General features: G+C 42.0%; 14 protein-coding genes. 3 read left to right on the forward strand and 11 right to left on the reverse strand.

The genetic code is table 11. The annotated features are described in order from the left end of the window. Nucleotides 1-8: 8 nt before the first annotated feature. The 4 genes from JJ941_RS07500 to JJ941_RS07515 all read right to left on the reverse strand — a co-directional run bounded on the left by JJ941_RS07500 (nt 9) and on the right by JJ941_RS07515 (nt 6,876). Nucleotides 9-3,497: an efflux RND transporter permease subunit gene (locus JJ941_RS07500; RefSeq protein WP_290963364.1), complete on the reverse strand. Its 3,489-nt coding sequence runs from the start codon at nt 3,495-3,497 to the stop codon at nt 9-11. Nucleotides 3,498-3,530: 33 nt separating this feature from the next. Then, complete coding sequence (locus JJ941_RS07505) at nt 3,531-4,613, reverse strand: efflux RND transporter periplasmic adaptor subunit (protein WP_290963368.1); 1,083 nt, start codon at nt 4,611-4,613, stop codon at nt 3,531-3,533. 32 nt (nt 4,614-4,645) lie between these two features. Beyond that, nucleotides 4,646-6,100 (reverse strand): TolC family protein, encoded by a 1,455-nt coding sequence (locus JJ941_RS07510; RefSeq protein WP_290963370.1) that lies wholly within the window; start codon nt 6,098-6,100, stop codon nt 4,646-4,648. A 71-nt stretch (nt 6,101-6,171) separates the two neighbouring features. Further along, nucleotides 6,172-6,876, reverse strand: a complete 705-nt coding sequence (locus JJ941_RS07515) for a TetR/AcrR family transcriptional regulator (protein WP_290963373.1) — start codon at nt 6,874-6,876, stop codon at nt 6,172-6,174. Between the two features lie 208 nt (nt 6,877-7,084). Here JJ941_RS07515 and JJ941_RS07520 point away from each other — a divergent pair, with 208 nt between their 5' ends. Both JJ941_RS07520 and JJ941_RS07525 read left to right on the forward strand, forming a co-directional pair. After that, entirely contained in the window at nt 7,085-7,996 is a 912-nt protein-coding gene (locus JJ941_RS07520) for a DMT family transporter (RefSeq protein WP_290963376.1), read from the forward strand. Nucleotides 7,997-8,067: 71 nt separating this feature from the next. Next, on the forward strand, nt 8,068-9,729 hold the full coding sequence (locus JJ941_RS07525; RefSeq protein ID WP_290963380.1) for an SLBB domain-containing protein: 1,662 nt from the start codon (nt 8,068-8,070) through the stop codon (nt 9,727-9,729). Between the two features lie 35 nt (nt 9,730-9,764). On the opposite strand, the gene JJ941_RS07530 is transcribed toward JJ941_RS07525, so the two are convergent. Together JJ941_RS07530 and JJ941_RS07535 are read right to left on the reverse strand one after the other, a co-directional pair. Then, nucleotides 9,765-10,697 (reverse strand): D-glucuronyl C5-epimerase family protein, encoded by a 933-nt coding sequence (locus JJ941_RS07530; protein ID WP_290963391.1) that lies wholly within the window; start codon nt 10,695-10,697, stop codon nt 9,765-9,767. Beyond that, nucleotides 10,697-11,968 (reverse strand): oligosaccharide flippase family protein, encoded by a 1,272-nt coding sequence (locus tag JJ941_RS07535; protein WP_290963393.1) that lies wholly within the window; start codon nt 11,966-11,968, stop codon nt 10,697-10,699. Before JJ941_RS07535 ends, JJ941_RS07530 begins: the two co-directional genes overlap by 1 nt. 75 nt (nt 11,969-12,043) lie before the next feature. Here JJ941_RS07535 and JJ941_RS07540 point away from each other — a divergent pair, with 75 nt between their 5' ends. Continuing rightward, nucleotides 12,044-13,225 carry a glycosyltransferase family 4 protein gene (locus JJ941_RS07540; RefSeq protein ID WP_290963395.1) on the forward strand — a complete coding sequence of 394 codons (1,182 nt, stop codon included), beginning with the start codon at nt 12,044-12,046 and terminating at the stop codon, nt 13,223-13,225. On the opposite strand, the gene JJ941_RS07545 is transcribed toward JJ941_RS07540, so the two are convergent. From JJ941_RS07545 to JJ941_RS07565, 5 genes are read right to left on the reverse strand one after another with little or no spacing between them, the layout of a single operon-like run. Next, entirely contained in the window at nt 13,205-14,323 is a 1,119-nt protein-coding gene (locus JJ941_RS07545) for a glycosyltransferase family 4 protein (RefSeq protein ID WP_290963398.1), read from the reverse strand. The two genes, JJ941_RS07540 and JJ941_RS07545, sit on opposite strands and share 21 nt — an antisense overlap. Nucleotides 14,324-14,327: 4 nt before the next feature. Further along, nucleotides 14,328-15,392, reverse strand: a complete 1,065-nt coding sequence (gene wecB, locus JJ941_RS07550; protein ID WP_290963401.1) for a UDP-N-acetylglucosamine 2-epimerase (non-hydrolyzing) — start codon at nt 15,390-15,392, stop codon at nt 14,328-14,330. Between the two features lie 24 nt (nt 15,393-15,416). Next, entirely contained in the window at nt 15,417-16,508 is a 1,092-nt protein-coding gene (locus tag JJ941_RS07555; RefSeq protein WP_366069247.1) for a glycosyltransferase family 2 protein, read from the reverse strand. Between the two features lie 17 nt (nt 16,509-16,525). After that, a complete protein-coding gene (locus JJ941_RS07560) occupies nt 16,526-17,809 on the reverse strand; it encodes an O-antigen ligase family protein (protein ID WP_290963404.1) in 1,284 nt (427 codons plus the stop codon). Continuing rightward, nucleotides 17,796-19,004 carry a GNVR domain-containing protein gene (locus JJ941_RS07565; RefSeq protein ID WP_255134453.1) on the reverse strand — a complete coding sequence of 403 codons (1,209 nt, stop codon included), beginning with the start codon at nt 19,002-19,004 and terminating at the stop codon, nt 17,796-17,798. The genes JJ941_RS07560 and JJ941_RS07565 overlap by 14 nt, the downstream gene beginning before the upstream one ends. Between the last annotated feature and the right edge of the window lie 3 nt (nt 19,005-19,007).

A 19,007-nucleotide genomic window follows, 5' to 3' on the forward strand; every position in this document is an offset into this window, starting at 1 on the left:
TTCGAGCTTTAGCCGGCTGAAGGTTCTAAAGCAGGCTTGCCTTTAGACTCACCATTCAACTCACTTTGGTCTTTTATAATACCCGGCTCTGTAGTTCCGAACATAATGGTATTCACTTTTCTTCTGCCTCGCTCAATGACGCTATAAAGTACAGGGACAAGGATAAGCGTTAAGGCAGTGGCAAAAATCAACCCAACAATAACGGCGATTGCCATCGGGCCCCACCAGGCTGCCTGTTCACCACCCCAGAAAATATATTCACTGAGATTTGAGAAGAAGGTAATCGGGCTGCTGACTAAAGTTATGAAGTCAAAGTTGAAACCGATTGCCAGCGGTACTAAACCAAGAGTTGTTGTGATAGCCGTTAAAATTACCGGCCGGAAACGAACTTTCCCGCCTTCAATCAAGGCGCTACGTAAGTCGAGTCCGTCCCGGGTTCGCAGAATATCAACATAGTCAATAAGTACAATGGCGTTATTCACCACTACCCCGGCCAGCGATATAATTCCAAGTATAGCCATCAGACCAAGAGCCATCTGGAAGGTCACCAATCCATAAAATACTCCGGCGGTGGACATAATCACCGAACTTAAAATAATGACCGGCTTGGCTACTGAATTGAACTGTGAAACCAGAATAAACGCAATAAGGAATAAAGCTATCAGAAAGGCTTTGCCCAGGAACTCAAACGACTCCTGTTGATCCTGTTGCTGCCCTGTCCATTCGTACGAGTAGCCGCCGGGAAGTCCATCCAGGTAATCCTGTAACAGCACCTGCGCTTCGGCTAGCACGGCATTTGACTGGTAACCGGAGCGAACATCCGCACTAACGGTAATAACCCGCTCTGACTCTTTATGACGGATTCCGCCGAAGCCATCACTCACTTCCCAGGTGGCCACTTCTGAAAGAGGGACCTGAATTCCTTCCTGGAATATAGTCAGGTCTGCCAGGGTGCTGAGATCATCTCTGTACTCATCCGATAGGCGGACGATAATTTCGTATTCTTCTTTTCCATCCCGGAACTTTGAAGCCTCTACACCGTTGATGGCCTGTCGCACCGTCATCCCAACTTCATTGGTATTTAAATCGAAAAGTGCTGCTTTTTCACGGTCCACTTCGACTTTCACTTCTGGTCTGGCTTCCGGTAAATCGGTTTCAAGTCCATCCAATTTAGCGAAGATGGAATCTTCTTCCATAATCTCCAGCACACGGTTTGAGATGCGTGTTAGCTGATCCATTTGAGGACCGGAGATTTCGAGGTTAATCGGAGGTCCGGTGGGCGGGCCGTCCTGTGGTTTTTCTACGGTGATTTTTGCGCCGGCAACAAGCCCGGACAAATCATTCCGCATGTATTCCATGGCTTCAAACACGCCTTTCTGGCGTTCTTCATAATCCACAAAATTAATGGCAACCGTTCCGAGATGGGTTGAATTCCCTCCCGAGGCGGCCGGGTCGCTGGTAATTGCCGCACCCGATGTTGCCAGAATAGTATTGTAATCCACGTTGTAGGGCATTTGCTCAACACGGGCGGCTACTTTATCCACTACGCTTTTTGTGAACTCCACATCCGAACCAACAGGTGTTTCAATTTGAACGTAGATGTCTCTTGGCGGGATGTCTTCCGGGAAGAATTCTGATCCCGGGAAAAACACACCAAACACAACGAAACTGGAAATCAATACAGCTACTGAAATTCCAATGGTTGAAAGGCGATGGTTTAATGCCCACTCGAGGGTGTCTTCATATTTATCGAGCACTTTATTTAGCCCTTTAAGCTGCCACCAGTTTCCGATTGGCTCCAGGAAGTATTTGTTAGTAGCCCAAAGTATCACCCCAAGAATGATGAGCATGGTCCAGGTAACAAAGCTTGAAACCACCAATGCCACCCCAATCACTCCAAGGAAGCCATAAAGAATTCGCTTCCCTTTTTTAGTCATCACCGCTTTACCCTGCTCGGTATCTACCCGCATAAATAGAGCACAAATTACCGGGTTGATAATCAGCCCGACAAACAATGAACTACCTAAGGTGATAATCAAAGTTTTAGGAAGGTATCCCATGAATTCACCGACAATACCCGGCCAGAAAATCATAGGGGCAAAAGCTGCGATAGTGGTTGTGGTTCCTGTAATAATGGGCAGCGCTACCTCACCGGTTCCTTTCTTGGCGGCCTCAAAGTTATCAAAACCTTCCTCCAGGTAACGGTAAATATTTTCCACCACTACAATGGCATTATCCACCAACATCCCCAGTGCCAGTATCAGGGAAAACAGCACAATCATATTCATGGTGATTCCCAACGCGCTCAGTATAATAAACGATAAAAACATGGAAAGCGGAATGGATACCCCTACAAATGAGGCATTCCTCACCCCAAGGAAAAAGAGCAAGACACCTACTACCAGGATCAGGCCCGAGATGATGTTATTCTCCAGGTTTGACACCATGCTTACCACGTCTTTACTCTGATCGTTGGTTATTTTATAAACGGTACTTGGCGGCAGATTTGGCAGTGCCTCTTCGAGGATAGACTTCACTTCGGTGGAAGTATCCAGAATATTTTGCCCGGTTCGTTTTTTGATCCCGAGTGTGATTACCGGCGACCCATCGAGGGTGGAATAGGTTTCCCGCTCCTTATATCCAAAAGTAACGGTAGCTACATCCCGGATGTAAACCGGTTTGTCGTCATCCGCATTAACCACAATATCTTCAAGCGGAGCTGTTGTTTCGTACTGCCCGGGCACTCGTAACAGGAAGTTCTTTGTACCTACGGTAATATCGCCGCCGGGTACCGTTACGTTTTCCTGCTGTATGGCCGCGATGATGTCGGTGAAGCTGAGGTTGTAATACTTCATCTTGGGCAGATCCACATCTACCTGAACCTCGCGCTCCAAACCACCGGTTAAATCAACTCCTAAAACGGAAGGCACGGCTTCAATGTCTTCCTGTAAATCCTCGGCAATTTCTTTAAGGATGTCGAGGCTGTAATCGCCCGACAGGTTCACCTGCATAATGGGAAACTCGGAGAGGTTTACCTCCTGAATAGTCGGGTCTTCGGCATCTTCCGGAAGCTCCGGTTTTGCCAGGTCAACTTTTTCCCGCACTTTCTGCAGGGCTTCATCGATATCAATCCCGGTGTTAAACTCCAGGTTGATATTCGAATACCCTTCCGAAGAGGTGGACGTCATCGTTTTCACATCACTGATATTGCTCAGTTCATCCTCAAGCTTACGGGTAATCAGGCTTTCCATATCCTCGGGAGATACTCCGGGATAGATCGTAACCACAAAAATATTCGGAACTGTAATATTCGGGAAAGACTCCTTAGGAATGGTGATATAAGACACAATCCCTAAAACGGCAACCAACATAATCAACACCAACACGCTGATGCGGTTGTTTATCGAAAATGAGGAAAGCCAAAACTCTTTCCGGTTTGAACTGTCCGGAATAGATCGTTTTGCGCCGGCACCATTTGTTATATCGTCGGTACTCATCGTACTATTTCTCCAAAATCGTTTTTAAAATCATTAATTGGATGCAAGATCGCTCTCACGAGATTCCACAATATTCAGTCTCACACCATCATTAAGAAAGGCCGACCCGATGGTAATCAACTCTTCACCGGGAGCAAGTCCGCTTCTTATAATTACATCCGACCGGTAAGACGGCCCTAATTCCACAACTCTCCTTTCTGCAACCGGAGCGCCGGACTCATTCTCTGTTTTTACATATGTAATGAACTCGTCTTCTTCTTTATAGATGAATTCTTCGCTTACAATCAGCACGTTTTCTTCCATCAGTGTATTCAGGCGCAGGTTGGCAATCATATCTACCTTATAGCTTTTTTGCTGAACCGGAAGCAGAACTTCGATTCGGAATGTGCGGCTTTGCGGGTCAATACTGTTTCCAACAAAAGAAATTTCTCCCTGAAGGGTATCTGCATTCTGAGTGTCGAACCATACTTCAACATCGTCACCTGACTGCACCACATCTGCATAGCGGGCAGGCACACCGGCCGTCACAATGTACTTGTTGGTACCGATCAGCCTAACCACAGGTGTTCCGGGACTTGCCATTTCGCCTTCTTCCAGCATGAACTGCTCTACCGTGCCGGCAAAAGGAGCTGAAATAGTGGTGTTTTCCAGATCAACCTTAATCGACTCCAGCGCGGATTTGTTCTGTTGATAATTGAATTTCGCATTCAACACATCAATTTCCGAGCCGATTTCACTTTCCTCATACACACGCTGCAGGCGCTCGTAATTTTCACGGGCTTGCTCGGTTGCAGCCTCAAGGCGGGCTTTTTCCTGCTTCAGTTTAGCGTCATCAATCCTCAGGATGGTTTGGCCTTTTTTAACGATAGCACCTTCCGGAACTGACTGCTCCATGATACGCCCGGTCACTTCAGCGGAAATCATGATGTCGTTTTTGGTTTCCACATTTCCCACTACCCGAAGCTGACTTCTGAATGTCTCCGGCTGAAGCGTTCTTGTTTCTACGTTCACCGTTTTCCCCACAACTTCATCATTGGCAATTTCAGGGGCTTCTCCCGAACAGGCAGCAATAAGGGCTGCAAAAACAGTTATTAAAATCAGATTAAATTTTTTCATTTCGATTGAGTTCGTGTCTTTATTGTTAAAAATCATTCTACTTCCATTTCCATAGTATCAACATAAGGTACCTGACCGGTTGCCAGATCGTATTGAGCTTTGGCACTCAGATATTCAAAAACCATCAGCGCATAGTTTACTTCCGCCTGACGGACCTGTACTTCGGCATCTGTAACTTCTAATTGTGAACCGATACCATTCTCCAGTCTTGCAAGCGCCCGCTGATATCCTTCCTCGGCTTGCTCAAGAGCTTGTTTGCGAGCTTCTGCCGTCTCAAAACTTTTGTTCAGCTCTTCAGCTGCAGATGCAACCTCATTTTCAGCAGACAACTCAGCTGCGCGAATTTGTTCTTCGATATCCTTCCGGGCAATCTGGGCGCGTTGAACGTCAGCCATTCTTTTGAAGCCTTCAAATATGGGCAGGCTTACATTAATCCCGAGTGTCTGAAATCTTGTGTTGTTTTCGAAAAAGGTGGGGCTGCCCGGTTCGGCTGCGCTCCATTGCAAGTTGTAGGATGCTGTGATGGTTGGCAGAAACCGGCTCTTCACCGCCTGAATTTCTTTTTCATTCAGGTTTAGTCGTGCATCCAGAATACGAAGATCGCCGCGCTCATCCACAAACGAGCTCATGGGTTCCTCTTCTCTCTGATAAATAAAGGGGTTCATCTGGTCGATTCTTTTGATCTGGGCATTCTCCTCAGCACCTGCATCTTCTGATACGATATCAAAAGCGTTGAAATTTCCCTTCACTTCAAAATCAACCTGTAGTGGTAATCCCAGCGCCAACTTCAGCCCCCGGTAAGCTTCATCAACCGCATACTTAGCTTCGATTAACTGTGGACGCTGATTGCTCAGCTGCACTTCAAGTTGAAGCACGGCGTATTCATCAACAAGTCCGGCCTGCTGACGGGCACGGTTTTCTTTCAGGTTCTGCTCAATTCGCCTGATCTGAGCTTCCTGCAGCCTTAGCTGCTCTTTAGCAACCAACACCTGATAGTAAGCTACCCGGGCTTGTGTTATAATCTGCTGAGTTGTGGCCCGGAGGTTTTCCTGCTGAACAGTCTTGAAAATTTCTGAAGTGGAAAGTCCTACAAAAACCTCGCCCCGGAAAATGTTTTGGGTAACCGTAAATCCACCCTGCCAGTTATTATCCGTTCCGAATGCTACGGGCACCAATTCATCGGGATCTGCATTCTGATCAAATATGATGGCCGGAATAAAGTTTACAGGCACTTCAAAGTTCCGGGTGTAGCTCATGCTTGAAGAGATATTCGGATACACTTCGCTGTACGCAATATCAACGAGTTCATCCGCATCTTTTACGGAAAGCAGTGCCCGATTAACCTGTGGATTGTTGGCAACGGCCACCTTGATGGCATCTTCCAGTGTTAGTTCTGCATCAGCAAATAGTGAGTCGCCTTTTACCTGTCCAAATGCCGTTGATTGTAAGAGCAAAAGCAATCCTGTTACAAGGAAAGTAAATCTCATGGGTGAGTGAGTTGTCATTAGTTTAAGTGGTTCTGAAAATTGGTTCAAAAAAAGCGGGAGCTTCTACGGTTCTATTTAGATTCTGTTTCAAAAATTGACTTCGAGTCAATATCTTTTTTACTCTCATCCGTTGCAATTCCGCAACCGATGAGTTTCATATAGCCTTCGAACAAAGAATTCATCTCTACTTTGTTCTTTTCCAAAAGATGAAAATGCGGAGTATTCTGATGTAAATAAGCCAGGTTTACCATTCCATGAGAGGTGCTCCACAAAAGAACAGCCAGCTCTTTTGCATCATAAGAATCATTTATAGATCCGTCTTGCATACCTATCTGAATAGCGCGAACCATGCTTGTAAAAGAAGTATCCATATTGGATTGACACATTTCGATGTATTCACTTTCACCAAGCTGATCAGTGTCTTTCAGGTTATCAAAAAAGCGCATAGACCGGAAAAACTCCGGATGAGATCGTACAAAATTCAGGAAGGTTGCCCCGATGGTATATACCATTTCAATTCCGGGAAGGTCTCGGATTAATACATCCGAAATCTGCCCGGAAAGCATATTGGTGGCTTTATTACAAATACCCAGTACCAGGTCGGTCTTATTTTTGAAATAATGATACAGCGAGCCTTTGCTAACCTCTGCCCGCTCAGCCACTTCATCCATATTGAGATGGTCAAGTCCCTTCTCAAGGATCAACTCCTCGGCCGACTCCAGGATCAGCAGCTTTTTCTGTTCTTTTTCGCGCTCTTTGCGCTCCGATGTTCCCATATATTGACTTCAAGTCATTTTTTGAATTGAGGTCACAAAACTACAGACATTCTGAAATAGTTCCTAACTTTTTCGGGTAAAAAAATTATGACCACGAATTCGTTACTCAGATCCCGATTCATTGGGTGTAACAGTGTTGGGGTTCAATAAAAAGTTCGGTTTAAAACTGCTTAACCCTTACCTTTTGCCTCACCAAAAAAATCAGTCTTTGAAGCGACCGTATTTAATTGACCTCAGCCTGATCCTTGTAGCCATTATATGGGCATTGAACTTCAGCATTGTAAAAGTTTCTCTGCGCGAGATGGATCCTTACAGCTTCAATGCACTGCGGTTTATCTTCGCCACCGCCTTGTTATGGTATGTAGCCCGCAAAAGAGGACATTCTCTAAAAGTAAAGAAAGAGCATTTTTGGAAATTAGTGGGCATCGGGATAGTCGGCAACCTGTTTTACCAGCTGTTCTTCATCATCGGGGTGAATTACACCTATGCAGCAAATGCCGCCGTGATGCTGGGCACCATTCCTATTTGGGTAGCTTTGCTTTCTCAGTTTTTTACGGATGAAAAACTTACGCTACTGAAAGGTCTCGGCGTTTTATTTGCCTTTGCCGGAGTGACACTCATCATTATGGGCGGACAGGATACCCTTTCCTTTGAATCCGAAACATTCCTTGGAAATATCATCACTCTTGTTGCCGCCGTGTGCTGGGCTACCTACACCATCCTTTCCAGAAAATACCTGGCTATTTACAGCCCTATACAGTATTCGGCATTTATGTCGGTTGTCGGGCTTATTGCCTTGCTGATCGTTGGACTGCCCTTTCTGATCAAACTGAACTGGAGTGAAATTTCATACATTGGCTATGGCGGGATTTTCTATAGCGGGGCCTTATCGATCGGCCTGGCTTACATTATATGGAATAACGGCGTAAAAATGATCGGCGCGGTTCGCACAGCCGCTTACCAAAACCTGGTGCCGGTATTAGGGCTGATATTCGGACTGGTTTTATTAGGTGAAGAACTCTCCGTTCTTCAATATATTGGGGCCGGATTAGTTATTACCGGAATAGTGTTAGCACGATTAACTGTAACTTCCTTTAAGAAATCTGTAAAAACAAAGTGAGAACCAATTTGAAATCGATTACAAAACGACTGTTCAGCGCTCTTCTTTTTCTAAGTTTAATACTAGGCGCGATGCATCCTGCCATTGGGCAAAATAATCAAAGCAACAACCAAAGCGGGACCGGACTAAACCTGAATTTCGATATTTTTGACGGAAGTTATTATTCAGATCCGCTTGGCATTCAATTGGCTGCACGGCAGCTTCCTTATGATGGCACCATCGACAAAAGCACTTATGAGCTGGGAGTAAATGATCTGCTTTCGATAAGAGTAGAAGCTTCTAAAAACTTTTTTATCCGGGGCGTAATGGTTAACCCCGCCGGTGATGTCATTATTCCATCTATCGGACCGGTAAATGTAGACGGGCTCACCATCACCGAAGCCGAACAAAAGATTAAAGAGGAATCAGAAGGTTATGTGAAAAATGCCTCCGTGGTTATCACACTTGAAAGTCCCCGACCGATTTACATTCAGGTTACCGGTGGTGTACCATATCCGGGGAAGTATATGATTCCTTCCCAATCGCGGGTTGATCAAGCCATTTATTCATCCGTTACGGACGGAAGTCGCGACCTGAGAAATGCCTCCCTTTCCAATTCCAGTGATTTTTTAACAAAGGGTAATTATGCCTACCGGAACATCAAAATCGAACGGGAAGACGGTTCTGTAGAGTATGCAGACTTGGTATCCTATTTCAGGATCGGGGATGCTGAATTCAACCCAAAAGTTAAAGACGGGGATATCATCACCCTGAAAAAACAGAATATTGAAACTCCGAAAGTCAGTATTTCCGGTGCTGTGAAAGCAGATTATGAGTTCCAGTTTATTAAAGGGGACACTCCGGAAAAGCTGTTACAAATAGGCGGCGGTTTTGAAGTAATTGCCGACACCAGCTACCTGATGGTATTCCGAAGAACGGATACCGGAGCTGAGAAAATTATCGTAGAACCTGAAAACTGGGACACTTTCAAACTACAGCCCAATGACCGGGTAGTAGCTCCATTCAGTGACGAAAAAAATACTTCCGCCTCGGCCTGGGTATATGGTGAAGTTGAAATTCCCGGTAACTTCCCGGTCTATTCCGGAGAAACTACCGCACTTGAACTGCTGGAACTCTCCGGTGGCTTGACGAACAATGCCCTCCCCCAAGCAGCCTACCTGATGAGAAGTGGCGGCTTTAGAAATGAAATTCCGAATAAGTTCAACGCAGACCTGATGCGCCGAACTTCCGATCAGGTAATTCAAGGGTTGGAATACCTGGAAGCGGAAACCAAGCTCAGCCAAAACAAAGTGTATATCGACCTGAAAGACGAAAGTCAGCTTGCAGGCCTGAAGATTTTTGATGGAGACCGTTTGTACATCCCAAGAGACGAGAATACGCTTTTTGTATTTGGTCAGGTAAACAATCCTGGTTACTTCCCTTACACGCCGGGAGCCAATGCCATGGATTATGTGAGCCGCGCCGGTGGATTTGCCCTGTCGGCCGACAAAGACCGTGTATTCGTGATCAAAGCAGGCAATGCCACCTGGTACCGACCGGGCGAAACGGAAATCCAGTCCGGCGACCGCATATTTGTTGACCGCCAGCCGGTAGAAGAACTGAATGCGTTACGAAGCTATCAAATTCAGAAAGAGAGCATCAAAAACACCCGCATACAGCTGATTATGACCGGTATCAGCACCATTACCGGAATTATAACTACGTATGTAGCTATTCAGAATATCAGGAATTAAGACCGAGTTAGGTTGTTTTCCCTTTGAATAGATTTTTAATCAGGGGCTGGGTAGTCATTTTCCAACGAGTCAGCCATCGTTTTAAAATATTGCTCCCCTGTAATCTTGTGTAGAGTATTAAGTTGTGAAATGTGCACTCCATGGTAGAACTCTTTTGTAGGCTTATTATTTAAATCATAAAAGCTAATCCCACCAGGATTACGGTAATCACTTATGTACCGCTCTATAGTTGTAATAGAGGCCTGAAGCAACTTTAATACTTCTTCATCCTGCGTCATTAGGTAATAATCATAAAGCCCAAATGTTGCAAAGATAAATCCATTTAGTACATGTACAGGTTTTTCTATTATGTATTCCTCAATCCAAAAATAACCTTCAACATCAATAAGCGAAATCCATTGCTCTTCCTGGCTTTTAAGCAGCTTAAGAGATTCAAAAGTTTTAGAAGCCCACTCTGAATATTTAGGATCACCGGTTACATTATATAGGCGGGTAAAAAAAGTTAAAATCCGGCCCTGTGCCATCCCTGAATACCACGGGCTTTTTAGGAAATCTCCGCTCGAATAGGTGTAATCAAAGTTATAAGGGAAAAGGAACTTATCGTTTGCTTGATTAGCATTTTCGACCAGCCTATTTGCGATGCGCTTGGAAAGTTTGAGGTAATCCGGATCACCGGTTCGTACATATCCGTCTACAAAGCTAATTCCTAAAGCAGATATATATACCGGGTGGTAATAGGGCGTACCATCGTACACATACATCGGTACTGAATCCTGGTCAAAAGCATCCATTGTCATGGAGCGAACATATTCTCTTATATATGGCATTTCATGATAGGGGAGCTCTTGAATTGAATAAGCTTTTAGGTTTACCTCCGACAAATCTTTTACTTTTTCAGATTTCTCAGAAAGTAGGTTACACCCTGAAATAATCAAGATAATGGGTATTATATATTGCCATCTAAACATCACTCAACCTTATATTTTTTTGTTAAATTAATTATCCAAATTAAGTTTATTACCTGTATTAATATGCTGACTCCACTGAATAATCCAATAGCAAGGTAAATACCACCCATATTTGCTCCTGCAATTATAGCTACCACTCTTATAATGAAGAGAGCTATCTCAAAATAAAACGATTTATTATGCTCGTTATAAATCAAAGGAATATAGGTTACAGGAGAAATTAGGAAGACAACAAATAAAAAAGGCGCCAATAATTGAACCAACTCACCTGACACTAACCATTCTACCCCAAAAACAAACTGAAAAATTTCCGGCCCGAAAAAAGTAAGAATACCGAATGGAATCACTGATAACATAAAAAGTTGTTTAAGTGTTTTTTTGGTATAACCTCTTAAACTAATTTTATCGTTATACATTTCAGATACTTTTTGACTGAATACCTGATAAAAAGCACTGGCTATTAATTGTACAGGTACAATACAGACCATATAGGCCAGACCGTAATAACCAACCGTTTTTTCATTAAAAAAATAACTCAGAAGTATTGGTATTACACTTAATGAGAGGGCGTTTACAAATGCATGGGGAGCATTTACTTTCAAAAACTTCTCATACTTTTTCATCAAATAAGAAGCCCTTTTTAATGAAAAAGAAGAGGTTAAATAATTATCTACTTTATTCAATTTTCTTAAAAGGTATCCTGAAGAAAATAGATCCCCGGATAGCTTGCCAATAATTAACCCTCCACTTAAAAACCCCATTGCCCCAAGAATTACCTGGAAGCCCCCCACTAAAACTGACCTGATCGTTTTGCTAACTGATATAGGACTATACTCTTTTTCTCTGTTTAGCCCATTCTGTGAAGCTTTTATAACAGCAAATAAAAGAATGTTTATAGGTACTAAAAATAAATATGCCCCCATAGAGGGACTATTGAATATCTGGAGAATCTCTTTCCAAAATACCAAAGTAATCAACATTACAACCATTGCAACGCCAATGGTTAATAGCATAGCAACTTTAAACAAATGCTGCGCATTATAGCGACTCTTGGTTATTAAAATCGCAAAGTCATACCTCCCGGTTGCAAAAGAACTAATTAGAGAAAGCATGGCCAAATAAATAGTAAATACTCCAAAATCAGTAGCATCATACATCCTGCTTATTATCGGAGAAACTATCACAGGGACAAATAGCGCAAAACCATTTCCAACAACCAAAGTAAAAATATCCCTCAACTCACTGGGGATTTTTTTATAAAGCTTTTTCATATGTTGAAAAGAAATTTCATTTTTAATCGAATCGTATAAACTTTTGTCCTCATTCTCACTTAGACCAAATAATTCTTGAAAATAGCTTTAATTAGTCACCTTTTCCCAACAGAACTTCACCCTTTTTCAGGAAAGTTCATAAAAGACCAATTGACCATGCTCAATAGTGAGCCGGGAATTGAGGCGGATTTAATTGTACCAACCCCTTTTTCCATTCCATTTACCAAGCGAAAAAGGAAGAACCATTCTGATTTACTTGTTAACTGTGAAGCTAATCGCCTTCGATATTTATCATTTCCACGTAAAAGATTCCCGACACTCATTTCAGCAAGCCTTTCTAAAGTCGTTGGGAATTACTTTAAGAATCAAACTTATGATGTCATTAATGTCCACTGGATTTATCCGGATGCACTGTGTATACCTGAACTGAAGCAGTTGGGCTTTAAAACAGTACTTACTGTACATGGAAGTGATTGGTATCAAAGTAAAAATAATAGAACGTTGAGCAAGCTGTTTGGAGAGGTTCTTCATCACGTAGATAGGGTTTTATATTCTGGCCCAAAGCTTAAAGAAGACATGGAATCTCACTTTCCATTTCTGTCTCGAAAATCTGAAATCATTTACAATATGGTGGATGAACATCTATATGATGTCCCGGCTGTAGAAGAAAAGGATTCTGCGAAAAAGGAGTTGAACTGGGACACAGAAAAAACCCATAGCTTAACAGTAGCAAATATTCGTCATGAAAAAGGGATTGACCTCTTACTCAAATCCATAAATGAAGAAATGGGATTAAAAAATACCCACTTCCATATTATTGGAGCGGCAGGGCCGGAAAGTTATATGACCGAAATCCATTCGCTTCTTAAAGCCAATTCATTTGATAATATCACCATTCATCAACCTGTTCTTCCTGGCCAGCTTATTAAGTATTATCATGCCGCAGATTTCTTTACCCAGCCAAGCCGGCGAGAGGGTTTTAGCGTGGCCATATTAGAGGCAATGGCTTGTGGACTTCCTGTGATCTGCACTGATGTTGGAGGCAACAGGTTTCTCATTGATGACCAAACCGGCCTATTAATCAATAATGGCACTTCCGGAAAACTCAGCGATGAACTCCGGAAAATGGCTGAGCAATATAAATCTTACGATAGAAATGTTATCCATAGTAAAGTAACATCTAAATATGGACGTGAAGCATTCAAAAAAAGATTACTTGGCAACTTTACTGAAGTATTAGCAGATTATACTGTATAAATTTAACAACTTCTTTTCCTCAATCGACCAATTATACTTTTTAAGCACCATTTTCTTTCCATTTTCTCCCATCTTATTCGCCTCTTCAGGATGACTGTCTAACCATAATATAGCCTTAGATATTTCTTCGGCTTTTTCCGGGTCAACTAAAAGACCACAATGGTTTTCCGTCACTATTTCTCGCCAAAGAGGAAAGTCCGAGCCTATAATCGGCAACCCCTGAGCCATATATTCGAATAGCTTGTTAGGCTGAGCGTTTATGTGATTTGCGACCGGTTTAAATAGAACCAGGCCCGCAAATGAGTTTTGCGCATATTTAGAAAGTTCTTTTCGGTTAATCAGCCCTTTAAAATCAGTGAACTTCCAGCCCTTTCTATTTTCTATTGATTCTCTCAGCTCATTGTCATCAAATGCTCCGGCCAGCAGAAAAGTAATCTCTCTTTCGGCATTAGTTCTTTCAATCGCCTCAATCATTTCAACAATACATCGCTGTTTTGAAATCCGGCCAACATAAAATACCTGAGGTGATTCTAACCGGGCTTCTCGTTGTGATGTCATTTCAAGCTCAGATAACTGTGGAAAGTTCTGAATCAAATAAGTGGATTCCTTAAATCGGTCTCTTATTGATTTCGTAACTACGACTGTAGCATCTAACTTGGAGTTAGCAAGCTTTTCTAATTTATCTGCAATTCTGGAAAAAAGGTTACGGAGAGGCTTATAAATCCATTCCTTATCGAGTATACTGGCCGGTACATCTTCATGCACATCATAAATTACCCTGTAACCACAACTTTTCAAGAAAAGTCCGATCGGTATAAGTTCCGGATCATGGAAATGAAAAATTGTACCCTGAGGATACTGAATAACCTTTCTGAATAAAGCCGGTATTGTTTTCAGAAATCGATCCCATTTCTTTTCAGCAACAGGAAGCCCTAAAACCTTTATACCATCCAACACTTCATTTCCGGGATTCTGCACTAAAAGATCCACGTTATACCCGGCATCTACCAAAGAACGGCAGATCTTATAAAATATCCGGGTGTCATACAGGGTATGAACCGAACTTAACTGAACGATTTTAGGAAACGAACTATCCATTTATCTAAGATAGTATGTTTTCAATTTCTCTTGCCATCCTGCTCCCTACATTAATTCCATAAAGGTCAGGATGATACTCTTTGGGACTAAAACCGATTATTTGACGGTGAAAATCACTGGTTTCTGCAATATTAATTAACAAATTCCAACCGGCATCAACTGTTTCTGTCCATTCGGTTTCAGATCTTAGCGTGATACAAGGTTTTTCAAGAATGTATGCTTCTTTTTGAATCCCCCCCGAATCAGTAATAATCTTATAACTGTTGCTCATCAGTTGCAAAAAGTCTAAATAACCCGCCGGCTCAATAATTTCTATGTTATCACCTACTGAAATAATAGAATCGCTGATAGACTTTTGCGTCCTTGGATGCATCGGAAACAGAACCTTTTTATCTAATAGGTTCAGCTGTTCTAAAGTCAATGAGAGTATTTGGGGATCATCCACATTGTATGGCCGATGCAGGGTGGCAAGGTAGTAACCGCTGGAGTGTAAATTATACTTTTCAATAATATTCGAAGTTTCCGCAGCTATTTTAACATTATTCAATACCGTATCTACCATAATATCCCCGGTAAGAACCGTCTTTTCGCCCAAACCTTCTCTTTCAAGATGGCTAACTGCTTCTTGAGTGGGCGCAAACAAATAGTCTGACGCATGATCGGTCAGCACTCGGTTGATTTCTTCAGGCATAGCCTTATTGAAACTTCTCAATCCGGCTTCTATATGTATCGTTACTACTCCAAGTTTTGCCGCTACTATAGCACCGGCCAGGGTTGAATTAGTATCCCCAAAGGTAATAACCAGGTCGGGCTCCTCTTTATGAATAACCTCTTCAATAGCGCCCATCATTTTCCCTGTCTGTTCACCATGCAAGCCAGAGCCGATATTCAGATTATACTTAGGCACTTGAATACCTAATTCTTCAAAAAATACTTCAGACATATTGTTGTCATAATGCTGACCTGTATGGACTATGACTTCATTATACTTTTTGTTCAGCTCTTTGGTTAAAGCCGAAAGCTTGATAAACTGCGGACGAGCTCCAACTATGGAAATGATTTTCTTCAACGATTCCTGATTAGTGATTGTAGTTTACCAGCCCTTGACTCGAAATAAGAATTTGCGGATCAATTGATATAGAAACCCGCTAAAATGACCTACCTGCATTACTAATATGCTGCCCATAGAGTGTAACCATAAAGACAGCAGTCCCGGCGAGGGGGATTCTCCGGTCCAATTTTCCTTAATAAAATTGTCTTTGTGCTTAGTTACCACTCTCATTGACTCTCCCAACAGTACAACGATGAGAAACAAAAGGAAAATGAAAAAATATAGATCTTGTTCTAAAAAAAAGTCTAACAAACCATAAATCATCAAACCACAGATAAACATAAAGGGGATCAATCCACGGATAGGAGAGCTCTTAGGATGTAACAGCTTTGTAAGTAGTCGTCCCCTTCCATACCTAAAGTATTGTTTAAATAAACCCAAATATGTACTTCTCGGATAATACCAGCTTTTTATTTCCGGACTTATATAGATACTCTCTTCTCCATACTTTTCAATAAACCTAAGATTAAGCTCCGAGTCCTGATTGGTAATGTTTTTAGTGCTAAACCCACCAATTTGCCTGAGGTCTTTTGTCCAAAAACATCCAAGAAAAACAGTATCAGCATATCCTGTATAATTTTCATTCATATACTTTGCCCCACCATTCCCCAAAAAACTTTTCACTGCCAGCGTAGTACCGGCCTGTGCTCTATTGGAAGCTACATATCGCTGGGAGCCCCCCACATTTTTTGACTTGGTAGTTAGAAATACCTTGATGTTTTTTTCAAGATAATCTTCCTGATATAAACAGTGACCATCAGCACGAACAAAAATATCTCCTTTTGCTTCCTCAATCATTCTATTAAGAGCAAAAGATTGATACTTTTCTGGATTCTGCATCAATTTTATTCTACTGTCGCCTTCCGACATTTTATTAACAATTTCCTGTGTTCGGTCGGAACTCCCTCCATCGGCGACTAATATTTCAATCAAATTAGGATATTCGGTTGATTGGAAACCTGATATGACTCTCTCGATATGATCTTCTTCATTCAGTACCGGTATTCCTACCGTTACCGATGGTAGCTCACCAGAGATTGTGTAATCTTCAGTATGATTCTTTTCTTCTTCGATAAGGGCCTCTGATCCTTCTAAGTTGTTTCTAAATTCGTTTGTGTGCTTGCCGAAGTTTCGATGAATTTATTTGATACAAATATTAATCCAATTACTATAAAAAGGATACTGTTATAATACATACCCCCCAAAAAGTTGTAAAAGACAAGATAAGCAATGAAAGTAGCAAAAAGTGAAACTGATATAATCCTTTTACTTGACCCTTTTGGCATATCATTTATTGTTTGAGTCGATGTCTTCCATATCACATAAAGAATGCCAATAAATAGTATAAATCCAATGATCCCAAGTTCTGCAAAAACTGAATAAAATTGATTATGTGGCTGATAAATACCTAATGTTGTTTCTGGCGGATGATAAGTTTTGAAAACGGTTGAAAATCCCTGAAAACCAACCCCCATTAAATAACTGTCCAAAATCATATAAATCGCTGTTACACCAAGTAAGATTCTGTATTTTGAAGAGTCTTCAGAAGAACCGGCAAAAATATTTATAAATCTTTCTAAAAAACTGAAAGCCAACTGTCGCACTGTCTCGCTTACTGCTATTGCAATTAAAAACGCTACCATCATATACACTAAAATGCGGTAGTTCTTTGTGTAATAAATTATCACAAACGTCCCGATAGCAATGGCTACCCAAGAACTTCTTGAATAGGTTAGTAATACAGAGCCTATCAATAAACCTATGAACCCGAATAGAACCAATCTTTTAAAAAATGATTTTTCTTTACTAAAAAAGCCCATCAAAATCATTATAGGCAGGAAGTAGTTGCTTGCAAAAATATTAGGGTCCAGTGCACCGCCAGAAGAACGCATTAATTTCTGCCCCTGACCGGCATAATTAAAGGCTGCTATTTCAGGGTTTATATAGACTTGTAATAGATTATAGGCTCCAACCAATAAAGCCGCTCCTATAATTATGAAGCATATTTTCTTAAGCTGTTCAAAGGAGTTGATGCTTCCATAAACTATGTATGTCATTATTATCAACGCAATAAACCTGAAAACGTAAAACAGTGCTTCTTCCCGATCAGGGGTATAAACTATAGATAAAAAAATCAGACCGACAAAAAGCGCATACAGAACCTCAAGACCATAAACATCTATAGTAACGTCTCCATGAATAAGCTTTTTTGCCAAAAAAATTACCAATGAAAAGATGAGAGCAATTTGAAAAAACGTAATGGGTAACACAGAACTACCGTCCTCTGCCACAAGAAAAACGCCGGTAAATAAAGCCCCTACAACAAGCGGCGCTACAAGTACCACCCCGTTAAATAACCGATCAATGGTCAGCATTTCTAAAACTTAAAGCCGAAGTAAATTTTTGGTACCGCTCATAATCTTCGGGATTCTCTTCTTTCCATTTATCAAAGTAAACTTTTATGAATGCTACTATACAGCCAAATAGGAAAGCCGCAATCATGATATATGCTCGCTTGGGGCTGTGCTTATAGGTTGGCTTCACGGCATTATCAATCACCATCAGTCCGGATGTGGCTTCTTCAAAACTGAGCTTTTGCTGCTCGTACTGCGGATAAAGCACCTTATAAATCTCTTCCTGAACCATGACCTCACGATATCTCCTTAAGTACTCAACAAATAGGGCCGGCATTTTTTCCACGGGCTGGAAAATATCAAATTGCCCGTCGGTCGTTTCCAATCCTTCACCCGAGCCTTTAATGAGGTTATTATAGCGTCGTTCAAGGGCTCTTTTCTGAGTTCTTAAATCGGTAAGCTTTGAACTGTTTTCACCCAGAACATCCTGCAGGTAGTTGATTTGAATTTCCAACTTCACCAGCTCGGTTCTTACTTCTGCGATCGCACCAATCTGAGCTGCCGCCTGTTCTTCCACTTCCAGAATTCCATACCGGCTTTGAAAAGCAACCAGACTGTCTTCAGCTTCTTCCATGTCGGCCAGGTTTTGCTCCAGCCGGTTTTTGATCAGCAGATAACCGTCTTCAACATTCTTTTTGTTGAGCTTTTGAACCGTGGAATCAACCACTTCATAGTACCTTTTAACCAGATTATAGACGCGCTCAGGATCATCCCCGAGGTGAGCCAATTTTAAAGCAATAATGGAGTTAAAACCAATTCCTCCCTCACGGATGTCTTCAATTTCAATGCTGTTATCAAACATTTTTCGCTGGGCTTCGGGGATGTCATTTCCATAAACTTCCCCGAGGTTAAACTCATCAATCAGTTGATCCTGAATTTCCGTGCTTCTCAGCAAAACCAGAACTTGCTCGGCAGAAATACTGCTTCCACCCATCTGAATATCTGCCAAGCCGCTGAGTAAACCACCGCCTGAGAGGTTAATCGAATTCCCGTCTGTAACTACAAACGACACTTCTGACCGATAGGTCTTCGGCCAGGCAAAAGCTAAAATAGTGCCGATAACGGTCGCCGTCAGCACGATTATCGCTATTGTCTTCTTTCTTAAAGCCAGCGTTGTGGCTACATCTAAAATATCTACTTTTCTGTCTTCGCTCATTGT

The sequence above is a fragment of the Gracilimonas sp. genome, assembly GCF_017641085.1.
In the GTDB taxonomy this organism is placed as follows: Bacteria; Bacteroidota; Rhodothermia; order Balneolales; family Balneolaceae; genus Gracilimonas.

Excerpts from the sequence above, each read along its gene's own strand:
- JJ941_RS07505 (WP_290963368.1), bottom strand. The coding sequence starts at position 4,613 with ATGAAAAAATTTAATCTGATTTTAATAACTGTTTTTGCAGCCCTTATT.
- JJ941_RS07525 (WP_290963380.1), top strand. The coding sequence starts at position 8,068 with ATGCATCCTGCCATTGGGCAAAATAATCAAAGCAACAACCAAAGCGGG.
- JJ941_RS07560 (WP_290963404.1), bottom strand. The coding sequence starts at position 17,809 with ATGCTGACCATTGATCGGTTATTTAACGGGGTGGTACTTGTAGCGCCG.
- JJ941_RS07500 (WP_290963364.1), bottom strand. The coding sequence starts at position 3,497 with ATGAGTACCGACGATATAACAAATGGTGCCGGCGCAAAACGATCTATT.
- JJ941_RS07515 (WP_290963373.1), bottom strand. The coding sequence starts at position 6,876 with ATGGGAACATCGGAGCGCAAAGAGCGCGAAAAAGAACAGAAAAAGCTG.
- JJ941_RS07510 (WP_290963370.1), bottom strand. The coding sequence starts at position 6,100 with ATGAGATTTACTTTCCTTGTAACAGGATTGCTTTTGCTCTTACAATCA.
- JJ941_RS07530 (WP_290963391.1), bottom strand. The coding sequence starts at position 10,697 with ATGTTTAGATGGCAATATATAATACCCATTATCTTGATTATTTCAGGG.
- JJ941_RS07545 (WP_290963398.1), bottom strand. The coding sequence starts at position 14,323 with ATGGATAGTTCGTTTCCTAAAATCGTTCAGTTAAGTTCGGTTCATACC.
- JJ941_RS07565 (WP_255134453.1), bottom strand. The coding sequence starts at position 19,004 with ATGAGCGAAGACAGAAAAGTAGATATTTTAGATGTAGCCACAACGCTG.
- JJ941_RS07535 (WP_290963393.1), bottom strand. The coding sequence starts at position 11,968 with ATGAAAAAGCTTTATAAAAAAATCCCCAGTGAGTTGAGGGATATTTTT.